Source organism: Dyella sp. SG562, assembly GCF_011759495.1.
Classification (GTDB): domain Bacteria; phylum Pseudomonadota; class Gammaproteobacteria; order Xanthomonadales; family Rhodanobacteraceae; genus Dyella_D; species Dyella_D marensis.
Genome location: NZ_JAAOYS010000006.1, coordinates 169,951 through 190,695, shown reverse-complemented (window position 1 = coordinate 190,695; position 20,745 = coordinate 169,951). Strand labels below are relative to the sequence as shown.

The following is a 20,745-nucleotide window of genomic DNA, read 5'->3' as shown; positions in this document are numbered from 1 at the left end:
GCTGGCTCGGTAGTGCTGCGGTCCGCTACCGGCAGGGCCGCGAATGCGCTGGTGCGTTCGCGGCGGGTTCTGGCTCGGCGCATCCCCGTGCTTGCATCGGCGCAGGAAGTTGCCGGAATCCTGGGCCGATGCGGCCGATCAATGGTGCATGGCGGCAGGTAAGTTTGGTGTCAACGCGCGGTTGCAGATGCAAGACACGATGCAAGGGCGTGCGCTGCATCACGCTGCATCAGAAGCTCAGTTCCACGCCTGCCGTCGCCGTGCGTCCCGGCGCCGGCTGGCGGCCCCAGGGGCTGGTGTCGATGCCGCGGTACCAGTAGCGGCGGTCGAACAGGTTGTTCACCGCCAGCGTGCCCTTGAGCGTGCTGCTGCCGGCGCGCATCAGCGTGCGCGTGAGCTGCATGTTCCATACCCAGTACGACGGCAGTTCGCCGACGGAGGCGATGGCGTTCTCGCGCACCGTGTTCGCCGCATCGCTGTAGGCGCGGCTGAAGTAGTAGCTGGTGAGCGCGACGACGGTGTCGCCCGCGCCGTAGCTGGCGCCCAGGTTCAACTGGTTGCGCGAGGTATACGGCACGCGCCGGCCGGCGTACTGGCCCGATGCCTGGCTGGCGTCGAGATAGGCATAGCCGGCGCTGAGCTTGAGCGCGCGCAGGCCGGGCGGACTCCATTCCAGTTCCAGTTCCGCGCCCTGGTGGCGGGTCTTGCCCAGGTTGGCGTAGGTGCGCGTGGTGTTGTCGAGCTGGATCTGCTTGTCGAAGTCGATGCGGTACACGTCGAGGTTGATGCTGGTGCCTGCGGCCGGCGTATAGCGCGCGCCGGCTTCGTAGTTCCAGGCCAGCTCGGAGTCGAGATTGTCGCCGTAGATGATCTGCGTCACCTGCGGCGCGCGCAGGGAACGCTGTGCGTCGGCATAGACGTACCACTGCGAGCTGGCCTTGTAGCCGACGGTGAGGCCGGGCAGGGCATTGCGCACGTTGTTCTGCGTGGTGCTGCCGTTGGCGCGGTTGAGGTAGGTGGAATCGAGATGCTCGTAGCGCAGGCCGGGCGTGATGGTCAGGCGGTCGTTGAACAGGCCGACCGCGTCACTGACGTAGGCGGACCAGGCGCGGTCCTTGAACTGCCAGTTGCGCACCAGGGTGTAGACGCCATTATCCAGGCCCGTGTTGCCGACCAGGAAATCGATGTCCTCGTGCACCGCGCGCACGCCGGCCGTCCATTGCTGGGTGACGCTTCCGGAGTCCACATGCAGCGCAATGCGCGGCTCGCTGCCATAGACCTTGAAGCCGCGCGGCGCGCTCTGCAGCAGCTGCGGCGCCAGGTCGGGGCGCCAGGTCTCGCTGGCGAGGCGGCGCATGCCCACGATGAAGTTGCGTGTGCTGTTGGCGCTGAAGCTGCTCCAGGTGAACTGCGACTGGTCGAACGGGCCCCAGGCGCCGAGATCCTGCTGGTAGGTAAGCGAGGCGCGCGTGGTGCGGCCGGTGAAGCGGTCCAGCGGACGGGTGGCCTGGCGCGGGTTCTCCTCGTAGTCGGCCACCGACAGCGCGCCGGCCATGTCCATGTTCGCCACGTAGCGCTGCACGTCGGCCTTCAGCAGCTTGTCGTCGGCCAGCCACCATTCGGTGCGCAGCCTTACGTTCTTCACGTCGGTGCCGCTGTGCTCGCGCCAGTACTGGCCCTTGTTCCAGTCGGCATCCAGCTGCAGGCCGAAGTCGGGCGTGAGGTAGCCGCCGCTGCTTACCGTGGTGTCGCGCAGGTAACGGCCCGCGCCGCCGGCGGTGATCTTCTCGCCCAGCGTGGTGGTCCAGCGCTCGGGGATCGGCTTGCTGACCAGGTTGATCACGCCGCCCACATTGTTGGGCCCGTACTGCACCGCCGCGCCGCCGCGCACGATGTCGATGCGGTCGACCTGGTTCATGGTCACCGGGAACAGCGACAGGCTGGTCTGGCCATACGGCGCCAGCGACAGCGGAATGCCGTCCTCCAGCACCTGCACGCGGCCGCTGCGGCTTTCGTACAGGCCGCGCAGCATGATCTGCGGCAGCACGCCGGTGCCGGTCTCGTCGAAAATCTTGATGCCCGGCACCTGCTGCAGGGCGTCGTCCAGCGAGCGGTTGGCGCCGGTGGCCAGTTCCTCGCTGCCGATCACCTTGCGGCTGCCGGCATAGGTGCGCACGTTCTCCTTCGACGACTGGCCCAGCACATTGCCCTGCACCTGCACGGCTTCGAGGTCGCGCGGCTTGTTCGGCGCGGTGGTGTCATCGGCGTGCGCGGCGGCGGCGCACAGCGCGCAGGCGATGGCGAGGCCGAGGAGATGCAGGCGGGGAAGACCGGTCACGTAGCGATTCCAATGCGGGGAGTGAGGGATCAGGGTTCGCGCAGGGCGCTGGCGCGCTCGCGCAGGGCGGCGAGCAGCAGGCCGCGGTCTTCGCCGGCGAGCATCCAGCGCACTTCGCGGCGGGCCCAATGGCGCAGCTGTTCGTCGTTGCGCGGGTTGGGGCAGAACGGAATGCCGGCTTCGTCGCAGCACTCGGCGATGCGCAGCAGGCGTTGCCACACTTCGGCGTGCAGCGGCTGCGGTCCAAGGCCGAGGTCGAGCGCGAGATCCAGCGCGCCTTCCATCACCAGCGAGATGCCGGGGACGGCGAGGATCCGCGGCAAGGCGCGTACGCCGGCGTCGGTCTCGATCATCGGCACCACCAGGATGTCGCGGTTGGCCTGTTCGATGTAATCGGGCAGCGGCGTCTTGCCGAAGCCGGTGACGCGGCCGCCGGTGATGCCGCGCCGGCCCAGCGGCGGGAAGCGCGCGGCGGCGACGGCGCGTTCGGCCTGCTCGACCGTTTCCAGGCGCGGGATCACCACGCCCCTGGCGCCGGCATCGAGCACGCGGCCGATCAGCTTCTCGTCCACCTCCGGCACGCGCACCCAGGGTGCGCAACCGCCCAGCTCGCAGGCGCGGATGGCGTGCTGCAGCTGGTCGGGGGAGACCAGCAGGTGCTCCAGGTCGAGCAGGACGAAGTCGTAGCCGGCATGGCCCAGCATTTCGCACAGCAAGGGGCTGGGTACGGATTGCAGGAGTCCAATCGAGCGCGGCATGCGAACCCAGGTCCGGTGGGAAGGTGCGCAAGCATAGGTTTAATGAGAATGATTATCAACAAAACGCGTCCACGAAGCGTTGCCGATCGTTCGGATCCAGCTCCGCCAAGGCTTGCCGCGTTCGGGTTGCCAAGTATTAGACCGGACGACTAGCATGCTCGGGCTGACATGGCAGGCGACACCTCATGAATGCTTCGCAGGAGTTCCCCCAACTCTTTGCGGCGGTCCAGCAACTCCGCGCGCGCAGCACGCCCGAGCCGGCCGCACTGGCCACCATTGTCCGCACCAGCGGTTCCACTTTTCGCAGGGCCGGCGCCCGCATGCTGGTGCATGCCGACGGCGAAGTGACCTGCGCGCTCGCCGGCGGCTGCCCCCAGCGCGACATCGTGCTGCGCGCCCAGCGCGCCATGGCCGAGCGCACGCCCGCCCTGGTGCCGTACAACCGCGAATCCAATCTGGACGTGCTGATGGAAGTCGGCTGCGGCGGCGAACTGGACGTGCTGATCGAACCGCTGGTGCAGCCGGACGATTTCCAGTTCTTCGACGTGCTGGCCCGGCTGCACGACGAACGCGCGCCGGCCAGCGTCGCCACCGTGTTCTCGCGCGACGGCGCGGTGCACACGCCGCGCCCGTGGCGGCTGATCCGCCATGGCGCCGGGCATTGGACCGATATCCCCGCGCCGCAGCTGGCCCGGCGCATCCATGCGCTGGCCGACGGCCTGCCGGCCCACGGCGGCGCCGTGCTCGAACGCGCCGAAATGGACGGCGCGCAGATGGACGTGCTGCTGGAAGCCTGGCGGCCCAAGCCCGCGCTGGTGGTGATCGGCTACAGCGAATGCGCGCTGGCGTTGTCACGTTTGGCGCACGGCCTGGGTTGGCAGACCACGCTGGTCGAGCATGTCGCCGCGGTGCGCGGGTCATTGGAAGGTGTCGGTGCGCAGCTCCATGCCGCGCCCGAAACCTTGCCCGAGCGGTTGCCATTCGATCGCCAGACCGCGGTGGTGGTGATGACGCATCACTACGAACGCGACCTGGCCTACGTCCAGGCGCTCGCCCAGGTACCGCTGGCCTATCTCGGCGTGATCGGCTCGCGCGAGCGCGCCGCCCGCATCCACCGTGCCGTATCCGCTTCCGTCACCGCCATCCACGCCCCCGCGGGACTCGATATCGGTTCGGAAACCGCGCAGGAAATCGCCCTCTCCGTCGCCGCCGAAATCATGGCCGCGATGCGCGCGCGTTCCGGCGTGCGACTCAGCCGCACTGACGGGCCGATTCATTCATGACCGGCGCGCGCACCCTCGGCATCGTCCTGCTCGCCGCCGGCGGCGCGGTGCGCTACGGCTCGGCCAAGCAATTGCTGCCGATCGACGGCGAGCCGCTGGTGCGACGCATGGCGCGCGCGGCGCTGCAGGTGTCGCCGCGGGTCGCGGTGGTGGTCGGCGCCTATAAAGACGACGTCGAAGCCGCGCTCGATGGCCTGCCGCTCGATGCGGCCTTCCATGCCGGCTGGCCCTCCGGCATGGGCGGCTCGCTGGCCTTCGGCCTGGGACGCCTGCGCGAACGCCATCCGGAGCTGGCCGCCGTGATGGTGTGCTTATGCGACCAGCCGGCACTCGGCGCAACGCAGCTTCAAGCCTTGGCGAACGCGGCCACCGCCGACCGCATCATCGCCGCGGACTACGGCGACGGCGTGCTCGGCGTGCCCTGCCTGTTCCCCGCGCGCTTCTTCCACGAACTGGAACTGCTGCACGGCCCGGAAGGCGCGCGCAGCCTGCTGATGGCTTATGCGGACCAGGTGCAGGCGCTGCCCATGCCCGAGGCCCGTATCGACATCGACACGCCGGACGACTACGAACGTTGGCGCACGGGCAGCGGATAGCCCGACCGAAGCCGTATCCCCGACATCGCCCATGCACAGACGCGGAGGCAACATGATCGTCCTGAATATCAACGGTGAATCCCGCTCGGTCGACGTCCCGGACGACATGCCCCTGCTATGGGTGCTGCGCGACGTGATCGGCCTGACCGGCACCAAGTTCGGCTGCGGCATCGCCCAGTGCGGCGCCTGCACAGTGCACCTGGATGGCGCGGCGGTGCGCTCCTGCGTGCTGCCCGTTTCCGCCGTGGGCAGCAAGGCCGTCACCACCATCGAAGGCGTCGGCGCCAGCGCGGTGGGCAAGAAGGTGCAGCAGGCCTGGCTGGATATCGAAGTGGTGCAATGCGGCTACTGCCAGTCGGGCCAGATCATGTCCGCCACCGCGCTGCTGGCGGCGACGCCGGAACCGAGCGACGCGGAGATCGACGTGGCCATGTCCGGCAATATCTGCCGCTGCGGCACCTATGTGCGCATCCGCGAAGCGATCAAGCAGGTGGCGACCGGCCAGAAGGTGGCGCCGCAGACCATTCCCAACGTAGCGCCAACAGCCAGCCCGGCTGCCGCGGCCGCCGCGCTGCTTTCCTTCGTTCGCGTGGAGGACGTGGCATGAACGCGCGCTTCGGCAACCCCCTGGGCGAAGGCCGGCCCGACAACCCCTCGCGCCGCGAAGCGCTGAAGCTGGGCGGACTCGTGGTCGCCTTCCTGTGGCTGGGCGGCGGCGCCAAGGTGCTGGGCCGCGCGGTGGCGCAGGGGCCGGTGGCGGCGGGCGATCCCGCGTTCGCGCCGAATGCGTTTATCCGCGTCGGCGCGGATGGCTCGGTGCATCTGGTGATGCCGAGCATCGAAATGGGGCAGGGCGCGTACACCGGCCAGGCCACCTTGCTGGCCGAAGAGATGGACCTGGGGCTGGACCAGATCGTGGTGGAGCATGCGCCCGCCAACCGCAAGCTTTACGCCAACCCCCTGCTGGGCGAGCAGGCCACGGGCGGCTCCACCACCATCCGCTACTGCTGGACCACAATGCGCCAGGCCGGCGCGGCCGCGCGCACCCTGCTGGTCAACGCCGCCGCGGCCAAATGGAAAGTGGACCCCGCGCAATGCACGGTGGCGCGCGGCGTGATCAGGCACGAGGCGAGCGGGCGCACCGTGGGCTACGGCGAAGTGGCCAATGCCGCCGCGCAATTGCCGGTGCCGGAAAAGGTGCAGGAAAAAGACCCCTCCGCCTTCGCCCTGATCGGCAAGCCGCTGCGCCGCGTCGACACCGCCGGCAAGGTCGACGGTTCGCTGCAGTTCGGCATCGACCTGCGCGTGCCGGACATGAAGATCGCCACGGTCAAGGCCTGTCCCACCTTCGGCGGCAAGCTGGTGGCGGTGGACGACAGCCGCGCGCGCCAGGTACCGGGTTTCGTGGCGGTGCTAAAGATCGCCGATGCGGTGGCCGTGGTGGGCGAGCACTTCTGGGCCGCGAAGCAGGCGATGGAAGCGCTGGATATCACCTGGGACCACGGCCCCAACGCGCATTACTCCACCGAGCAGCTGTTCAAGGACCTGGCCGAGGCCTCGAAGAACGGCACGCCGATTCCCGGCAAGTCGGTCGGCAACGTCGACGGCGTCAAAGGCAAGGCGCTGGAAGCCACCTACCAATTGCCCTTACTCGCGCACGCCACCCTGGAGCCGCAGAACGCCATCGTGCACGTGCGCCCCGACGGTTGCGATATCTGGACCGGCACCCAGGTACCGGCGCGCTGCGTCGATGTCGCCGCCAAGCTCACCGGCCTGAAGCCGGAAACCATCGTGGTGCACAACCAGTACATGGGCGGCGGCTTCGGGCGGCGCCTGTTCGAGGATCCGGTCGAGCAGGCCGTGGCCTTCGCGCGCCAGGTGAGCTATCCGCTGAAAGTGGTGTGGACGCGCGAGGAGGACATCGCGCACGACCGCTTCCGCCCGGCCTACTACGACCGCATCGCCGCCACCCTCGGCGACGACGGCAAGCCGCTGGCGTGGACGCACCGCATCACCAGCGGCTCGGTGCTCGCCACCTTCGCGCCGGGTGCGATGGCCAAGAACGGCATGGACTCGGACGCGATCGAATGCGCCGCCGACCTGCCGTACGAATTCCCCAACGTCAAAGTGGAATGGGTGCGGCACGACCCGCCGGACGGCCTGCACCTGGGCTGGTGGCGTGGCGTCGGTCCCGTGCACAACGTGTTCGTGATCGAGAGCTTTATCGACGAGCTCGCGCATGCCGCGAACAAGGACCCGCTGGCCTATCGCCGCGACCTGCTGCAGAAGAACCCGCGCGCCCTGGCGGTGCTGAACCTGGCTGCCGAAAAAGCCGGCTGGGGCAAGGGCAGCCTGCCGGCGCGCGTCGGCCGCGGCGTGGCGGTGGCGGCGCCGTTCGGCAGTTACCTGTGCGTGATCGTCGAGGCGGAGGTCTCGCCGCAGGGCGATGTGAAGCTGCGCCGCGCGGTCGCCGCGGTCGACTGCGGCGTCGCGGTCAATCCCAATACGGTGGAGGCGCAGATCCAGGGCGGCCTGATCTTCGGCTGGACCACCGCGCTGTACAACGGCATCACGCTGAAGAACGGCACCGTGCAGCAGCACAATTTCAACGACTACCGCATGATGCGCATCAACGAGACGCCCGCGCTCGAGGTGCATCTGGTCGACAGCAAGGAAACCCCCGGCGGCATCGGCGAGACCGGCACCGTGATGGCTTTCCCCGCGCTGTTCAATGCCGTGTTCGCCGCCACCGGCGTGCGGCTGCGCAGCTATCCCATCGACCGCGCCGCGCTGGTGCAGGGCGCCGAGGCGCTCAAGGCGGTGGTCACCCAAGCGTCCGATCATGGCCAGGCGCAGGAGGGCAAGGTATGAAACTCGTGCGCGCTGTATTGGCGCTGGTCGCCATCGTCATCGTTGCCGCGGTGGCCTTCACCGCCTACGCCTGGTTCATCGTGCGCGACGGCAAGGAAACCGGCGCACCGCAACCGGCGGTTGCCGGTGCGCCGGCCAGCATCACCGACCCGATCGCGCGTGGCGAATACCTTACCCGCGCGGCCGATTGCGCGGCCTGCCACACCGTGCCCGGCGGCCAGCCGTTCACCGGCGGCCTGGCCTTCAAGATGCCGTTCGGCACGATCTACTCGACCAATATCACCGCCGACAAGGAAACCGGCATCGGCGACTGGAGCGACGACGAGTTCGTGCGCGCGCTGCATGCTGGCGTGCGCAAGGATGGCCAGCCGCTGTATCCGGCTTTCCCGTACACCTCGTATACGGCGCTCAGCCGCGACGACGTGCTCGCCATCAAGGCTTATCTATTCAGCCTGCCGCCCAAGCATGCGCCGGCCACGCCGAACGAGCTGTCGTTCCCGTTCAACCAGCGCTGGGGCTTAAGCGTGTGGAACGCGCTGTTCCTGAAGAAGGAGCGCTTCCAGCCGGTGCAGGGCAAATCCGAGGCATGGAACCGCGGCGCCTACCTGGCCACGGCGCTGGGGCATTGCGACGAATGCCATACGCCGCGCAATGCCATGTACGCGCTGAAGAGCAGCCAGGCCTTGTCCGGCGAAGTGCTGCAAGGCTGGAAGGCCTACAACATCACGCCCGACAAGACCTATGGCATCGGCAACTGGAGCGAGCAGCAGCTGGCCGATTATCTGTCCAAGGGCCATGCCAGCGGCCGCGGCACCGCTTCCGGCCCGATGGGCGAAGTGGTGCAGAACAGCCTGCAATACCTCAGCCAGGAAGACATCGCCGCGCTGGTCACCTATCTGCGCGAGGCAAAACCGCAACAGGGCAGTGCGGGCGCGGAGGTGAACGAGCGCCCGGCCCTGGCCTTGGCGTCGACGGCCAACGCTCCGGGTGCGGAGGAGCTGGCGCAGGGCGGCCTGGGGCAGCACCTGTTCCAGGGCGCCTGCGCCGCTTGCCATGCGTGGAACGGGCAGGGGCGGCAGGTCGAGGCGGCGGCGCTGCTGGGGACACAGGCGGCCAACGATCCGGAAGCGCACAACCTCACCCAGGTGATCCTGCAGGGCTCGACCTTGCGCACCATGCATGGGGAGACCTCGATGCCGTCCTTCGGCCAGGCCTATACCGACGCGGAGGTGGCCGCGCTGGGCAACTTCGTGCTGGTGCACTTCGGCGGCAAGCCGGCGACGCTGACGGCGGACGAAGTGGCAAAGCGCCGCACGCCGTAGGTTGGGGTGAGCCAAGGGCGAACCCCAACACCACGATGATCATGCGCGCTGCGTTGGGGTTCGCCTCTCGGCTCACCCAAACCTACGCTGGCGCGTCCGGCATGGCGCGGGACATAAAACGCTTGGTGTAGCAGCCTTCCAACGCCCATACTTCAACCTGTGCATCAGCCACCGCCGAAGCCTGCGGCTCGTGCGTCCAGACGGGATGATTGTTAATTGAACGTGATGCCTTCCATGCGCCATCCGCGAGGGAAAACGCGCGCGCTTTTGCGAGGCGCGGGAGCGGCGTCATGAACGTGCTGTCCGATCGCTATGGCCGCCACTTCCCCTATCTGCGCCTGTCGATCATCCCCGCCTGCAATTTCCGCTGCACCTACTGCCTGCCCAACGGCTACCACGCCGACCCGGCGGCCACCGCACCGCTGACCTTGGCGGAAATCGCGCGCCTGCTGCGCGGCTTCGCCGCGGTGGGCATGCACAAGCTGCGCATCACCGGCGGCGAGCCGTCGGTGCGGCACGACCTGACCGAGGTGCTGCGTACCGCCGCCGCCATTCCCGGCGTGCGCAAGCTGGCGATGACCACCAATGGCACCTTGCTGTCGCGCCGGCTGGGCGAATGGATGGATGCGGGGCTCAACGCCATCAACGTGAGCGTGGACAGCCTCGACCGCGCCAGTTTCGCGCGCATCACCGGCCACGACCGCCTGGACGACATCCTCGCCGGCATCGACCAGGCCGTGGCGGCAGGCCTGCCGTCGGTGAAGCTCAACGCCGTGCTGCTGCGCGACGTCAACGACCATGAGCTGCCCGCGTGGCTCGACTATCTGCGCGACCGCCCGGTGGGCCTGCGCTTTATCGAATTGATGCAGACCGGCGACACGCTGGCCTTCTTCCGCGAACGCCACGTGCGCGCCGAAACGCTGGAAACGCAACTGCAGGACGCCGGCTGGGAACTGCTGCCGCGCGCCGCCGATGCCGGCCCCGCGCGCGAATACCGCCACACCGGTTACGCCGGCCGCATCGGCATCATCGCGCCGTATTCCAAGGATTTCTGCGCCGGCTGCAACCGCCTGCGCGTCACCGCCACCGGCGACCTGCGCCTGTGCCTGTTCGGCGAGTTCGGCATTCCGCTGCGTCCGCTGCTGCAGCAGGACGACCAGCTCGAAGCGCTGGTGCGCGCGATCGGCGGCCAGCTGGTGCGCAAGGAAGAGACGCACCACCTGCACGAAGGCCGCACCGGCATCACACCTCATCTGGCATCCACCGGAGGCTGATCCATGCTCGAACGCGATACGCGCGTCACCCCGCTCTTATGAGTGCCCGCTCTTATGAGTGCCCGCTCTTATGAGTAATTTCCATATGGCCGACGTGCGCCGCAAGCGCGCCACTGCGCGGCGCGCCGTGGCTGTCGGAGAGTTGTATGCAGGCAGTGCCTATGAAGATCTCGCGCATGGCCGCCTGCCCAAGGGCGACGCCATCGCCATGGCCCAGATCGCCGGCCTGCAAGGCGCGAAGAACGCATCGCAGCTGATGCCGCTATGCCATCCGCTGCCGCTGGAATACATCGACCTGCGCTGCGAGCGCGTGCCGGAACGCCAGTCCATCCGCGTGTACTGCGAAGTGGCCACCTTCGCCCGCACCGGCGTGGAGATGGAAGCGCTGGCCGGCGTCAGCGCGGCCCTGCTCACCTTGTACGACCTGACCAAGCCGGTGCAGCCGGCCTTGTCGATGGGCGGCACGCGCCTGCTGTTCAAGGAAGGCGGCAAGAAAGGCCTGTGGCTGCATCCGGACGGCATGAGCGATGCCGAGCGCGAACACTATCGTCCGCGCGCATCCGCCGGGCTTGAAGGCGTAGCCGCTGCCGTGATCACGCTCAGCGACCGCGCCAGCCGCGGCGATTACGAAGACGTCTCCGGCCCCTTGCTGGTGGAACGCCTGCGCGCGCTCGGCGCCGAAGTCGGCGCCGCCGAACTGCGTCCCGACGAGGAAGAAGGCCTGGCCGCGCGCCTGCGCGAACTCGCCGCCGATGGCACGCGCCTGGTGCTGTGCACCGGCGGCACCGGCCTGGCGCCGCGCGACCGCACGCCCGAAGCGCTGGCGCGCGTGGCCGACCGCCACATCGCCGGCATCGGCGAACTGTTCCGCAGCGAGAGCGGCCGCCACACGCCGATGGCCTGGCTGAGCCGCGCCGACGCGGTGCTGGTAGGCGGCACCCTGGTGATCGCGCTGCCCGGCAGCGCCAAGGCGGTGGCCGAAGGCATGGACATTCTCGCGCCGATCCTCAAGCACGCACTGGACATGGCGGCCGGCGGAGGCCACGCATGAGCCACCAGCTGCTCGAGCCGGACGAGGCCGTGCGCATCGTCCTGGAACACTGCACGCAGGCGCCGGCGGAAGATTGCTGGAGCGAACTGGCGCTGGGGCGCGTGCTGCGCGAGCCGGTGGTCAGCGGCGCCGCGGTCCCGCCGTTCGACAACTCCGCGATGGACGGCTATGCGCTGGGCGGCGGCGCCGAACCCTTGTCGGCCGGCAGCGAATGGCTGGTGGAAGGCGAGCAGGCGGCCGGCGATGCCATGCGCGGCCGCGCGCGCGGCGCCTGGGAAATCATGACCGGCGCGGCGATGCCCGAGGGGCTGGACCGCGTGATCCCGGTCGAGCAGACCGAACGGCTGGAAGCGCCCCACCGCGTGCGCCTGCTGGCCGACGTGGCGGTGGGGCAGAACGTGCGCCTGGCCGGTTCGGACGTCGCCATCGGCGAGACCGTGCTGGCCGCGGGTACGCTGCTGGGGCCGCAGCATCTGATGCTGCTCGCCTCGCTGGGCGTGGCGAAGCTCAGCGTCACCGCGCGTCCGCGGGTAGCGGCGCTGTGCACCGGGCGCGAGCTGGTCGACGACCCCGCCGTGCCATTGGCGCCGGGGCAGATCCGCAACTCCAACGGCCCTTTCCTCGCCGCGCGCATACCCGCGGCCGGTGCCGAACTGGCGCACGCCGAGACGGTGGGCGACGACGTCGACGCCTTTCTCGATGCGGTCGACCGCGCCCGCGCGGCCGGCGCGCGCATCATCATTTCCACCGGCGCCGTGTCGATGGGGCGCTACGACTTCGTGCCGGTGGCGCTGGAACGGCTGGGCGCGCAGGTGCTGTTCCACAAGGTGGCGATCCGCCCCGGCAAGCCGCTGCTGTTCGCGCGGCTGCCGGACGGCACGCTGTTCTTCGGCCTGCCGGGCAATCCGGTCGCGGTAGCGGTGGGCCTGCGCTTCTTCGTGGAGCCGGCGCTGCGCGCGATGCTCGGCCTTGCGCGCGAGCAGCCCTGGCAGGTGCCGCTGGCCGCGCCCTTCGTCAAGAAGCCGCGCCTGCATTTCTATCTGAAGTCGCAACTGGCGGTGGACGAGCGCGGACAGCTGTCGGCCATCGCGCTGCACGGCCAGGAGTCGTACCGCATCCGCCCGCTGGCGGATGCCAATGCCTGGGTGCATATCCCGCTCGATGCCGGCGAGCTGCCTGCTGGCACCTTGGTCGAGGTCCATGGGCTGGGCCATCTGGAAAGTCCGTCGTGGGGTCGCGCATGAAAACCCGGATCGCCCTGTACGGCGCGCTGCGCGAAGCGGACGCTCGCGGCTATCTGGAACTGGACGTGCCACCCGGCAGCAGCATCGCCGAGCTGCGCGAGCTGCTGGCGGCGCATCTGCGCGAGCATGCGCCGCAGGTGAATTCGGGGCTGGTGCGCATCTCGGCCTTCGCCAGCGCGGAGGAGATACTGCACAACCACCGCGAGGTGCCCGAGGGTGTCGAATTGGCGGTGCTGCCGCCGGTCAGCGGAGGTTGAGCGTGGAAAGCGTGATGGACGATCTGCACCTGGCGGTGGTCGAACGCGCCGAGGCCGCGCTGGACGTGGCCGCTGCGCTGGACTTCGTGTCGGACCCGCGCTTCGGCGGCATCGCGGTCTTCGTCGGCAAGGTGCGCGACTTCAATGTCGGCCGCCACGTGGTCGGCATCAGCTACGACCTGTTCGTGCCGCTGGCCCTGCGCACCTTCCAGGCCATCGGCGAACGCGCGCGCGCCGAGGTGGGCGCGCCGCTGAAGCTGTACATCGCCCACGCCAAGGGCGACCTGGGCCTGGGCGACCTCGCCGTGGTGGTTGCCGCGGGCACGCCGCATCGCGCCGAAGCGTTCCGCGCCTGCCGGCTGGCGATCGAAGCGGTCAAGCACGAGGCGCCGATCTGGAAACAGGAGCATTACGTCGACGGCGACAGCGCCTGGAGCGAAGGCTGCTCGCTGTGCGAAGCCTCGGCGGAAGAAACGCACGACACGGCCGGGCATGGCGGTCATGGGCACGCCCACTGAGCCGCCGCGCTGCCTGGGCGTGGTGCTGGCGGGCGGGCTGTCCTCGCGGATGGGACGGGACAAGGCGCTGCTGTCCTGGCGCGGCAGGCCGCTGATCGAGCATCAGCTCGAGGTGTTGCGCGAAGCCGGTGTGGACGAAGCGCGCGTCAGCGGCATGCGCCCGGATTACCAGGGTGTCGCCGATGCCACGCCGCAGGCGGGGCCACTGGGCGGCTTGGCTGGCATCGCGCAGGCGGTGATCGGCGATGCCGACCTGCTGGTGATTCCAGTCGACATGCCGCTGCTGCAAGCCAACCTGCTGCAGCGCTTGCGGAGCGAGCAGCCGCAGGCATCCAGTGTCTCTTTTGCCGGCCACGTGCTGCCGCTGCGCTTGCGCCTGAATACGCGCAGCCGCGAGGCTTTGGCGGAGCTGATGTCGCGCGACGACCCGCGCCGGCGCTCGCTGCGCGCCCTGCAGTCCGCGCTCGGCCACGTGGAGCTGGCGCTGGGTGCCGGCGAAGCCGCGCAGCTGGCCGACTGCAATACCGAAACCCAATGGAACGAGGTGGCCGGATGAAGGTGCAGCTGCAGGGCCAGACATTGCGCCTGCGCATCGACGAAGCGGAGCTGGCGCAACTGCTGGGCGGCGCCGCGGTGGGCAATCGCACGCGCTGGCCGGATGGCCGGCTGGAAAGCCAGCAACTGATCCTGGGCGATGCCCATGGCTGGCAGCGCCATGCCGACGGTTGGCAGGTGGCATTGAATGGCGCCGACGTGCGCGCCTTCGCCGCGCGCCTGCCCAGCCGCGACGGTCTGGAGCTTGCCTTGCCGGTACCCGGCGGCGAGCCGCTGCAACTGTTGTTCGACGTGGACGTGCGCGACAGCGTGCGGCAGCGCCGCGGCAAGAAGGAGGAGGGGGCATGAAACGCGGATATCGTCTCCTGGCGCGCTGGCTGTCGCCGCTGCTGTTGCTGTCCGCCGCGGCGGTGCTGGCAACGGACGCGCCGGTGCTGCGCGTGGCCTACGCCGGTTCGATGGGCGTGGTGATGGACCAGTCGCTCGGCCCGGCCTTCGCCAAGGCGCACGGCGCGCGCTTCGAAGGCGTGGGGCAGGGTTCTTTCGCGCTGGCACGCCTGCTGGCCGGCAAGCAGATGCAGGCCGACGTGTTCGTCGCCATCACGCCGCCGCCGATGAAGGTGGTGCGCGATGCGGGGCTCGCCGGGCGCGCGGTGCCGGTGGCGAGTACGCGCATGGTGGTGATCTATGGCCCCAAGAGCCGTTTCGCCAAGGATTTCGAAGCGGCGGCCAAGGGCAGGAAGACCTGGTACGAAGTGTTGCGCCAGTCCGGACTGCGCATCGGGCGCACCGATCCCGCCGTCGATCCGCAGGGCGCCAACGCCTTGCTGACCTTGCAGCTGGCCGAGACCTATTACCACCAGCCCGGTCTGCTGAAGGACATCGCCGGCGAGCTGCAGAACCCGCAGCAGATCTTCGCCGAGCCTTCGCTGATGTCGCGCCTGGAGGCCGGCCAGATCGATGCCGCCGTGGGCTACGCCAGCGCGGCGTTCTCGCATCATCTGCCGACTATCGATCTGCCCGACGAGATCAACCTCGCGCAGCCGTCCCTGCAGGAAGCCTGGTACGGCAAGGCCAATCTCACCCTGGCCGACCGCAAGGTGCTGAAGGCGCAGCCGCTGGTGTTCTATGCCGCCGTGCTGACCGATGCGAAGCAGGCGCAGCTGGCCGCCGACTTCGTGCAGCTGCTGCAGTCGGCCGCGGGGCAGGCGATGCTGCGCGAACGCGGCTACGACCCGCCGCACGGCGAGGCGCTGTGAGCTCAGCGGCCGGCATGGCGCGTTATCGTCCGCGGCTTTCCGCGCTGCCGGCGGCGCTGGCCTTGCTGCTGCTGGCCACGCCGTTCGTCGGCCTGCTGCTGGCCACGGACTGGCGGCATTTCGGTTTCGCGCATGGCGACGGCGGCGCGGTGCGCGTGTCGCTGGGCTACAGCCTGATCGCGCTGGTGCCGATCGTGGCGCTGGGCACGCCGCTGGCGTGGTGGCTGGCGCGGCATCGCGTGCGCGGGCAATGGCTGGTCGATGCGCTGCTGCTGGTCTCGTTGCTGACGCCGCCGCTGGCGATGGGCCTGCTGCTGGCGTCGATGTACGGGCCTTATGGCCCGGCCGGCCATCTGCTGGAACGCGCCGGCGTGCTGCTGACCAATTCGGCGCCGGCCTTCATCCTGGCGCAGTTCTACGCGGCGCTGCCGTATTACGTGATGGCCGCGCGCACCGCTTTCGAAGGCGTGCCGCGCGAGCTGGAACAGATCGCGCTCACGCTGGGCTATTCGCCCTGGCGCAGCTTCGTCCACGTCAGCCTGCCGCTGGCGCGGCTGGGGCTGGCCGCCGCGGTGGCCTTGGCGTGGGTGCGCGCGCTGGGCGAGTTCGGCGCGGTGCTGATCGTGGCGTATTACCCGCAGGGCATCCCGGTGAAGCTGTGGGTGAACCTGCAGGACATCGGCCTGGATGCGGTGTATCCGCTGCTGTGGGTGTTCTTCCTGGCGGCGCTGCCCTTGCCGCTGGTGCTGGGCATGGCCGTGCGCAGGCGCCTGGCGTGATGCGCATCGATTACCGCATCGAGCAGCCGGTGGCGCTGCACGCCAGCTTCGAGGTGGCCGGCTTCACCGTGCTGCTGGGTGCGAGCGGCGAGGGCAAGACCTTGCTGCTGTCGGCGATCGCGGGGCTGATCGCGGCGCGTGGCGAACCGTTCGACGGGCTGCCGCCGCAGCAGCGTGCGGTGGGTTATCTGCCGCAGGGCCACGCGCTGTTTCCGCACCTGCGCGCGTGGGAGAACGTGGCTTTCAGCCTGCGCGGCGCGCAGCGGCGAGCGCAGGCGCTCCAGTGGCTGGAGCGCGTGGGCATGGCCGATCTGGCCGAACGCTGGCCGGCTTCGTTGTCCGGTGGGCAACAGCAACGCGTGGCCTTGGCGCGCGCACTCGCGCGCAAGCCGAGCCTGCTGCTGCTGGACGAACCCACCTCGGCGCTGGACCCGGTCACGCGCGACGAAGTGCTGGCCGAACTGATCGCCGAAGTGCACGAGGCCGGCATTCCCGCCCTGGCAGTGAGCCACGATCCTGCGCTCGCCGCGGTGGCCGACCGCCTGGTGCTGATGCACGGCCGCCGCATCGTGCAGATCGGCACGCCCGAAGAGGTGCATGCGCAACCGGCGAGCGGCGCGGTGGCGCGGCTGCTGGGGCTGCGCAACGTGCAGCGCGGCCGCGTCGTCGGCTCGCCCGGGGCGCAGCGCCTGTCCTGGCCCGAAGCCGAAGCCAGCCTGCCGCTGGAGACGCCGTTGCCCGATGGCACCTTGGTCGATTGGCATATCGCGCCGGCGGCGGTGCGGCTGCACGATCAGTCCGTCGCGCCAGCGGATGCCATTCCCGCCGCGTTCGAACTGCGCCAGACCGCGCCGCACCGCAGCTATCTGGGCATGCGCTGCGGCCAGGCGCGGCTTTGGGTCGAACCGGTAGAGGGATATGCGCTGCCGGCCGAGCCCATGCTTTCGCTGCCGCCGGAAGCGATTCGCTGCTGGCCGATAGACGGGGGCAATTGAGGTGCGCGCCGGCAGCTGCGCTTGCTCTCTGTGAGCGGAAATGTCGCCGGCTCGGCTATGTGTCGCGAGGCAAGTCCTTGAATCTTCCTGGATATTTCTGGTGGTTGGCTGGGTCGGTTCTGCGCAGAATCGCTGGACTCACCCATCCAGACGAGGCAGCTTTCAGATGCAAGCCAGTAAATGGATGCCTGCCGTGGCGATGTGGCTTCTGATGATCCTGGTCATAGCTCATCCGGGCATCGCATCGGCGACCAAGGCCAGCAATACCGATTTGTGCACGACATCGGGATTGGGATCGTTACCCGGCACCACTCAACAAGGCCCCATCACGGCATTGCGGGACATCCCGATCGGCTCGGTATTGCCGGGCGGACGCACCAATTTACACATCACAGTAACCTGCAAGGCCGGATCGTTCGATACGTCGAGCAACGTAGTCAACATGGCCATGATTTTCTCCGGCACGGCGACCGCTGTGCCGAACATGACCAATGTCTACACCCAGTCCAGCAGTGTCGCGGGAGTGGGATTTCGAATTCTCAACGCTGCCGGCCAAGCCGTGGCGCTTGGCCCGATTTCGACGGATAGCTGCACTCACGCCCAGGCCTTTCTGATCGGCACAGGAACCAATGCCAGCACCACGTTCTCGTTTGATGGTGCATTCGAGCTGGTCAAGATCGGCAGCACTATGAGCAAAGGCTCGCAGACCGTTAAATTCGTGCCGGGCGCTTGTGGTCAAGCCTGGGGAAACAACAACAGCACTGCCAGCGACTGGCGGGTGGCATCGGAAATCAGCAATCCAGCGCTCACCACCTGCACCGTGTCGTCGCACGATAACGAAGTGGCAATGCCGACCATGGCAAGCAGCAGCATGGCAAGCGTTGGTTCGGTAGCGGGCGTCACGGCGTTCACCATCGGGCTTCAATGCAGCGAGGGCGCCATGCTTTATATGACATTGACCGACAGCACGGCTCCTGGCAATACGGGAGATAAGTTGACGCCGGCCTCCAATTCCACCGCCAGGGGTGTGGCATTTCAGATTTCGCGTGGCGACGGAACGGTGGTGAGCTATGGTCCGGACTCGTCGGTGGCGGGCAACACCCATCAGTTCCAGATTGGAGCCTCGGTAGGTGGCTTGATGCAGGTGCCATTCAAGGCGGCATATATTCGTACCGGCATGGTGAATCCTGGCAGCCTTATGGGAAAAGCCACTTTTACCTTGTCCTATCAGTAGGAAACTGGACCTGCTCCGGTAGATCACTGTCGGGAAGCCGCATGGGGCCCTATGATCGGCATTCGAACACCGACGTTCCGATGGCCGCATGAGCACGCCTCCAAAAAATCTCGACCTCGACAAAAGCATCCAGCCCTACGACGGCCCCGCCGGCGGCTGGGGTGCGCTGCGCGCCGTGGCCAAGGCGATCCGCGACCAGATGGCGGTGGCGCGCTCGGTGGAGGCGCTGCAGCGCGCCAACAAGCCGCTGGGTTTCGATTGCCCCGGTTGCGCCTGGCCCGATCCGCGCCACACCTCCTCGTTCGAGTTCTGCGAGAACGGCGCCAAGGCGATCACCTGGGAAGCGACGTCCAAGCGCACCACGCCGGAGTTCTTCGCGCAGCACACGCTGTCCGAACTGTGGGAGTGGACCGACCACGCGCTGGAAGACCAGGGCCGCCTGACCCACCCGATGGCGTACGACGCGGCGCAGGACAAATACGTGCCGGTTTCCTGGGACGAAGCCGCCGCGCGCATCGGCGCCGCGTTGCGCGCGCTGCCCGATCCGACCATGGCGGAGTTCTACGCCTCCGGCCGCGCCTCCAACGAGGCCGCCTTCCTGTACCAGCTGTTCGCGCGCGAATACGGCTGCAACAACTTCCCCGATTGCTCGAACATGTGCCACGAGGCCTCCAGCGTCGGCCTGCCCGAATCGATCGGCGTGGGCAAGGGCACGGTGCAGCTGGAAGACTTCGAGCATGCGGATGCGGTGTTCTGCATCGGCCACAATCCCGGCACCAACCATCCGCGCATGCTCGGCACTTTGCGCGAGGTATCGCTGCGCGGCGTGCCGATCGTGGTGCTGAACCCGATGCCCGAGCGCGGCCTGGAACGCTTCACCTCGCCGCAGGACCCGGCCGAGATGCTGACCGGCCGTTCGGTGCCGATCGCCACCACGTATTTCAAGCCGAAGATCGGCGGCGACATCGCCACCATGAAGGGCATCATGAAGTGGCTGTTCGAAGCCGACGCGGCGGATCTGGCCGGCGGCGGCAAGGGCGTGCTGGATCGCGGCTTCATCGCCGAACACACCACCGGCTTCGAAGCGCTGCGCGACGACGTGCTCGCCACCTCGTGGGACAGCATTGAGCGCGCCTCGGGCCTGAGCCACGCCGAGATCGAAGTGGCGGCCGGCATCTACGCCGCCGCCGAAAAGGTGATCTTCTGCTATGGCATGGGCATCACCCAGCATCGCCACGGCGTGCAGAACGTGCAGCAGTTGCTCAACGTACTGCTGCTGCGCGGCAACCTGGGCAAGCCCGGCGCCGGCATCTGCCCGCTGCGCGGCCATTCCAACGTGCAGGGCGACCGCACGGTGGGCATTACCGAAAAACCCAGCGCCGCCTTGCTCGACGGCATCCGCCGCGTCTACGGCTTCGAGCCGCCGACCGCGCATGGCCACGATGCGGTGGCCGCGGTGCGGGCGATCGGCGAAGGCCGCTCCAAGGCGCTGCTGTGCCTGGGCGGCAACCTGGCGGTGGCGATGTCGGACCCGCAGGCAACCTTCCCGGCGATGCGCAAGCTCGACCTGGTGGTGCACGTCGCCACCAAACTCAATCGCTCGCATCTGATCCCGGCGCGCGAGGCGTTCCTGCTGCCTTGCCTGGGCCGCACCGAGATCGACCTGCAGGCCGCCGGCCCGCAGTCGGTGACGGTGGAAGACTCCATGTCGATGGTGCATGCCTCGCAGGGCCGGCTGCGGCCGGCGTCGGAGCATCTGCGTTCGGAGCCGGCGATCGTCGCGCTGCTCGCGCGCGCCACGCTGCCGCAGTCGAAGGTGGACTGGGAAGGCATGGTGGCGGACTACGACCGCATCCGCGACGGCATCGAGGCGGTATTCCCGATCTTCGCCAACTACAACGAACGCGTGCGCCAGCCGGGCGGCTTTCACCTGGAGAACGCCGCCGCGTTGCGGCGCTGGAACACGCCTTCCGGCAAGGCGCGCTTCCTGCTGGCCAAGGGGCTGGACGAGGACGCGCCGGCACCCGCCGATGTGCTGCGGCTGGCCACCATCCGCTCGCACGACCAGTACAACACCACCATCTACGGCTACAACGACCGCTACCGCGGCATCACCGGCCGGCGCGACGTGGTCTTCGTCAACCCGGACGACCTGGCCGAGCGCGGCCTGCGCGAAGGCGACCGCATCGACGTGGAAGCCAGCGCCGCGGACGGCACGCCGAACGGGCGCGCGGTGCGCGGTTTCGTGGCGGTGCCGTTCGGCATCGCGCGCGGCTCGGTGGCGATGTACTTCCCCGAAGGCAACGGCCTGCTGGCGCTGGACGAACACGATGCGCGTTCCGGCACGCCGGGCTACAAGTCGATCCCGGTGCGGTTGTCCGCATCGCGCGAACCGGCGGAGGCCTGACCGC

At 68.6% G+C, this 20,745-nt stretch carries 18 protein-coding genes and 1 pseudogene; 17 read left to right on the top strand and 2 right to left on the bottom strand.

Annotation, left to right across the window (positions count from 1 at the left end):
• Window positions 1-229: 229 nt before the first annotated feature.
• The gene (locus FHW84_RS13210; RefSeq protein ID WP_243868110.1) at window positions 230-2,287 is read right to left on the bottom strand and encodes a TonB-dependent siderophore receptor; all 2,058 of its coding nucleotides are present in this window, start codon (window positions 2,285-2,287) and stop codon (window positions 230-232) included.
• An 80-nt stretch (window positions 2,288-2,367) separates the two neighbouring features.
• Window positions 2,368-3,096, bottom strand: a complete 729-nt coding sequence (locus FHW84_RS13205) for an aldolase/citrate lyase family protein (RefSeq protein ID WP_167256210.1) — start codon at window positions 3,094-3,096, stop codon at window positions 2,368-2,370.
• Window positions 3,097-3,281: 185 nt separating this feature from the next.
• Between FHW84_RS13205 and FHW84_RS13200 the strand changes: the two genes are divergently transcribed.
• The 17 genes and pseudogenes from FHW84_RS13200 to FHW84_RS13120 all read left to right on the top strand — a co-directional run bounded on the left by FHW84_RS13200 (window position 3,282) and on the right by FHW84_RS13120 (window position 20,741).
• A complete protein-coding gene (locus tag FHW84_RS13200) occupies window positions 3,282-4,379 on the top strand; it encodes an XdhC/CoxI family protein (RefSeq protein WP_167256208.1) in 1,098 nt (365 codons plus the stop codon).
• Complete coding sequence (locus tag FHW84_RS13195; RefSeq protein ID WP_167256206.1) at window positions 4,376-4,975, top strand: nucleotidyltransferase family protein; 600 nt, start codon at window positions 4,376-4,378, stop codon at window positions 4,973-4,975. The genes FHW84_RS13200 and FHW84_RS13195 overlap by 4 nt, the downstream gene beginning before the upstream one ends.
• Window positions 4,976-5,027: 52 nt before the next feature.
• Window positions 5,028-5,471: pseudogene (locus tag FHW84_RS13190) on the top strand ((2Fe-2S)-binding protein); the annotation flags it as partial.
• Between the two features lie 107 nt (window positions 5,472-5,578).
• Window positions 5,579-7,846 carry a xanthine dehydrogenase family protein molybdopterin-binding subunit gene (locus FHW84_RS13185; protein ID WP_167256202.1) on the top strand — a complete coding sequence of 756 codons (2,268 nt, stop codon included), beginning with the start codon at window positions 5,579-5,581 and terminating at the stop codon, window positions 7,844-7,846.
• Window positions 7,843-9,168: a cytochrome c gene (locus FHW84_RS13180; protein ID WP_167256200.1), complete on the top strand. Its 1,326-nt coding sequence runs from the start codon at window positions 7,843-7,845 to the stop codon at window positions 9,166-9,168. The genes FHW84_RS13185 and FHW84_RS13180 overlap by 4 nt, the downstream gene beginning before the upstream one ends.
• A gap of 290 nt (window positions 9,169-9,458) precedes the next feature.
• Entirely contained in the window at window positions 9,459-10,442 is a 984-nt protein-coding gene (gene moaA, locus FHW84_RS13175; RefSeq protein ID WP_167256198.1) for a GTP 3',8-cyclase MoaA, read from the top strand.
• Window positions 10,443-10,512: 70 nt separating this feature from the next.
• Window positions 10,513-11,493, top strand: coding sequence for a bifunctional molybdenum cofactor biosynthesis protein MoaC/MoaB (gene moaCB / locus FHW84_RS13170; RefSeq protein WP_243868098.1), 981 nt, complete (start codon window positions 10,513-10,515; stop codon window positions 11,491-11,493).
• On the top strand, window positions 11,490-12,737 hold the full coding sequence (glp, locus tag FHW84_RS13165; RefSeq protein ID WP_243868097.1) for a gephyrin-like molybdotransferase Glp: 1,248 nt from the start codon (window positions 11,490-11,492) through the stop codon (window positions 12,735-12,737). The genes moaCB and glp overlap by 4 nt, the downstream gene beginning before the upstream one ends.
• Window positions 12,734-12,994, top strand: coding sequence for a MoaD/ThiS family protein (locus FHW84_RS13160; protein ID WP_167256196.1), 261 nt, complete (start codon window positions 12,734-12,736; stop codon window positions 12,992-12,994). Before glp ends, FHW84_RS13160 begins: the two co-directional genes overlap by 4 nt.
• 14 nt (window positions 12,995-13,008) lie before the next feature.
• Window positions 13,009-13,512, top strand: coding sequence for a molybdenum cofactor biosynthesis protein MoaE (locus FHW84_RS13155; protein ID WP_167256194.1), 504 nt, complete (start codon window positions 13,009-13,011; stop codon window positions 13,510-13,512).
• Window positions 13,496-14,068, top strand: coding sequence for a molybdenum cofactor guanylyltransferase (locus tag FHW84_RS13150; protein WP_167256193.1), 573 nt, complete (start codon window positions 13,496-13,498; stop codon window positions 14,066-14,068). Before FHW84_RS13155 ends, FHW84_RS13150 begins: the two co-directional genes overlap by 17 nt.
• Window positions 14,065-14,415 carry a hypothetical protein gene (locus FHW84_RS13145; protein WP_167256192.1) on the top strand — a complete coding sequence of 117 codons (351 nt, stop codon included), beginning with the start codon at window positions 14,065-14,067 and terminating at the stop codon, window positions 14,413-14,415. The genes FHW84_RS13150 and FHW84_RS13145 overlap by 4 nt, the downstream gene beginning before the upstream one ends.
• Complete coding sequence (locus FHW84_RS13140; RefSeq protein WP_167256191.1) at window positions 14,412-15,326, top strand: extracellular solute-binding protein; 915 nt, start codon at window positions 14,412-14,414, stop codon at window positions 15,324-15,326. The genes FHW84_RS13145 and FHW84_RS13140 overlap by 4 nt, the downstream gene beginning before the upstream one ends.
• 14 nt (window positions 15,327-15,340) lie before the next feature.
• Window positions 15,341-16,105, top strand: a complete 765-nt coding sequence (locus FHW84_RS13135; RefSeq protein ID WP_167256190.1) for an ABC transporter permease subunit — start codon at window positions 15,341-15,343, stop codon at window positions 16,103-16,105.
• The gene (locus tag FHW84_RS13130; RefSeq protein WP_167256189.1) at window positions 16,105-17,100 is read left to right on the top strand and encodes an ABC transporter ATP-binding protein; all 996 of its coding nucleotides are present in this window, start codon (window positions 16,105-16,107) and stop codon (window positions 17,098-17,100) included. The genes FHW84_RS13135 and FHW84_RS13130 overlap by 1 nt, the downstream gene beginning before the upstream one ends.
• Window positions 17,101-17,266: 166 nt before the next feature.
• Window positions 17,267-18,334: a type 1 fimbrial protein gene (locus FHW84_RS13125; protein WP_167256188.1), complete on the top strand. Its 1,068-nt coding sequence runs from the start codon at window positions 17,267-17,269 to the stop codon at window positions 18,332-18,334.
• Between the two features lie 88 nt (window positions 18,335-18,422).
• Window positions 18,423-20,741: an FdhF/YdeP family oxidoreductase gene (locus FHW84_RS13120; RefSeq protein WP_167256187.1), complete on the top strand. Its 2,319-nt coding sequence runs from the start codon at window positions 18,423-18,425 to the stop codon at window positions 20,739-20,741.
• Window positions 20,742-20,745 lie beyond the last annotated feature (4 nt).

Excerpts from the sequence above, each read along its gene's own strand:
- moaCB (WP_243868098.1), top strand. The coding sequence starts at position 10,513 with ATGAGTAATTTCCATATGGCCGACGTGCGCCGCAAGCGCGCCACTGCG.
- FHW84_RS13150 (WP_167256193.1), top strand. The coding sequence starts at position 13,496 with ATGGGCACGCCCACTGAGCCGCCGCGCTGCCTGGGCGTGGTGCTGGCG.
- FHW84_RS13140 (WP_167256191.1), top strand. The coding sequence starts at position 14,412 with ATGAAACGCGGATATCGTCTCCTGGCGCGCTGGCTGTCGCCGCTGCTG.
- FHW84_RS13185 (WP_167256202.1), top strand. The coding sequence starts at position 5,579 with ATGAACGCGCGCTTCGGCAACCCCCTGGGCGAAGGCCGGCCCGACAAC.
- FHW84_RS13160 (WP_167256196.1), top strand. The coding sequence starts at position 12,734 with ATGAAAACCCGGATCGCCCTGTACGGCGCGCTGCGCGAAGCGGACGCT.
- FHW84_RS13180 (WP_167256200.1), top strand. The coding sequence starts at position 7,843 with ATGAAACTCGTGCGCGCTGTATTGGCGCTGGTCGCCATCGTCATCGTT.
- FHW84_RS13135 (WP_167256190.1), top strand. The coding sequence starts at position 15,341 with ATGGCGCGTTATCGTCCGCGGCTTTCCGCGCTGCCGGCGGCGCTGGCC.
- FHW84_RS13200 (WP_167256208.1), top strand. The coding sequence starts at position 3,282 with ATGAATGCTTCGCAGGAGTTCCCCCAACTCTTTGCGGCGGTCCAGCAA.
- moaA (WP_167256198.1), top strand. The coding sequence starts at position 9,459 with ATGAACGTGCTGTCCGATCGCTATGGCCGCCACTTCCCCTATCTGCGC.
- FHW84_RS13145 (WP_167256192.1), top strand. The coding sequence starts at position 14,065 with ATGAAGGTGCAGCTGCAGGGCCAGACATTGCGCCTGCGCATCGACGAA.
- FHW84_RS13205 (WP_167256210.1), bottom strand. The coding sequence starts at position 3,096 with ATGCCGCGCTCGATTGGACTCCTGCAATCCGTACCCAGCCCCTTGCTG.
- FHW84_RS13120 (WP_167256187.1), top strand. The coding sequence starts at position 18,423 with ATGAGCACGCCTCCAAAAAATCTCGACCTCGACAAAAGCATCCAGCCC.
- FHW84_RS13195 (WP_167256206.1), top strand. The coding sequence starts at position 4,376 with ATGACCGGCGCGCGCACCCTCGGCATCGTCCTGCTCGCCGCCGGCGGC.
- FHW84_RS13130 (WP_167256189.1), top strand. The coding sequence starts at position 16,105 with ATGCGCATCGATTACCGCATCGAGCAGCCGGTGGCGCTGCACGCCAGC.
- FHW84_RS13155 (WP_167256194.1), top strand. The coding sequence starts at position 13,009 with ATGGACGATCTGCACCTGGCGGTGGTCGAACGCGCCGAGGCCGCGCTG.
- FHW84_RS13125 (WP_167256188.1), top strand. The coding sequence starts at position 17,267 with ATGCAAGCCAGTAAATGGATGCCTGCCGTGGCGATGTGGCTTCTGATG.
- glp (WP_243868097.1), top strand. The coding sequence starts at position 11,490 with ATGAGCCACCAGCTGCTCGAGCCGGACGAGGCCGTGCGCATCGTCCTG.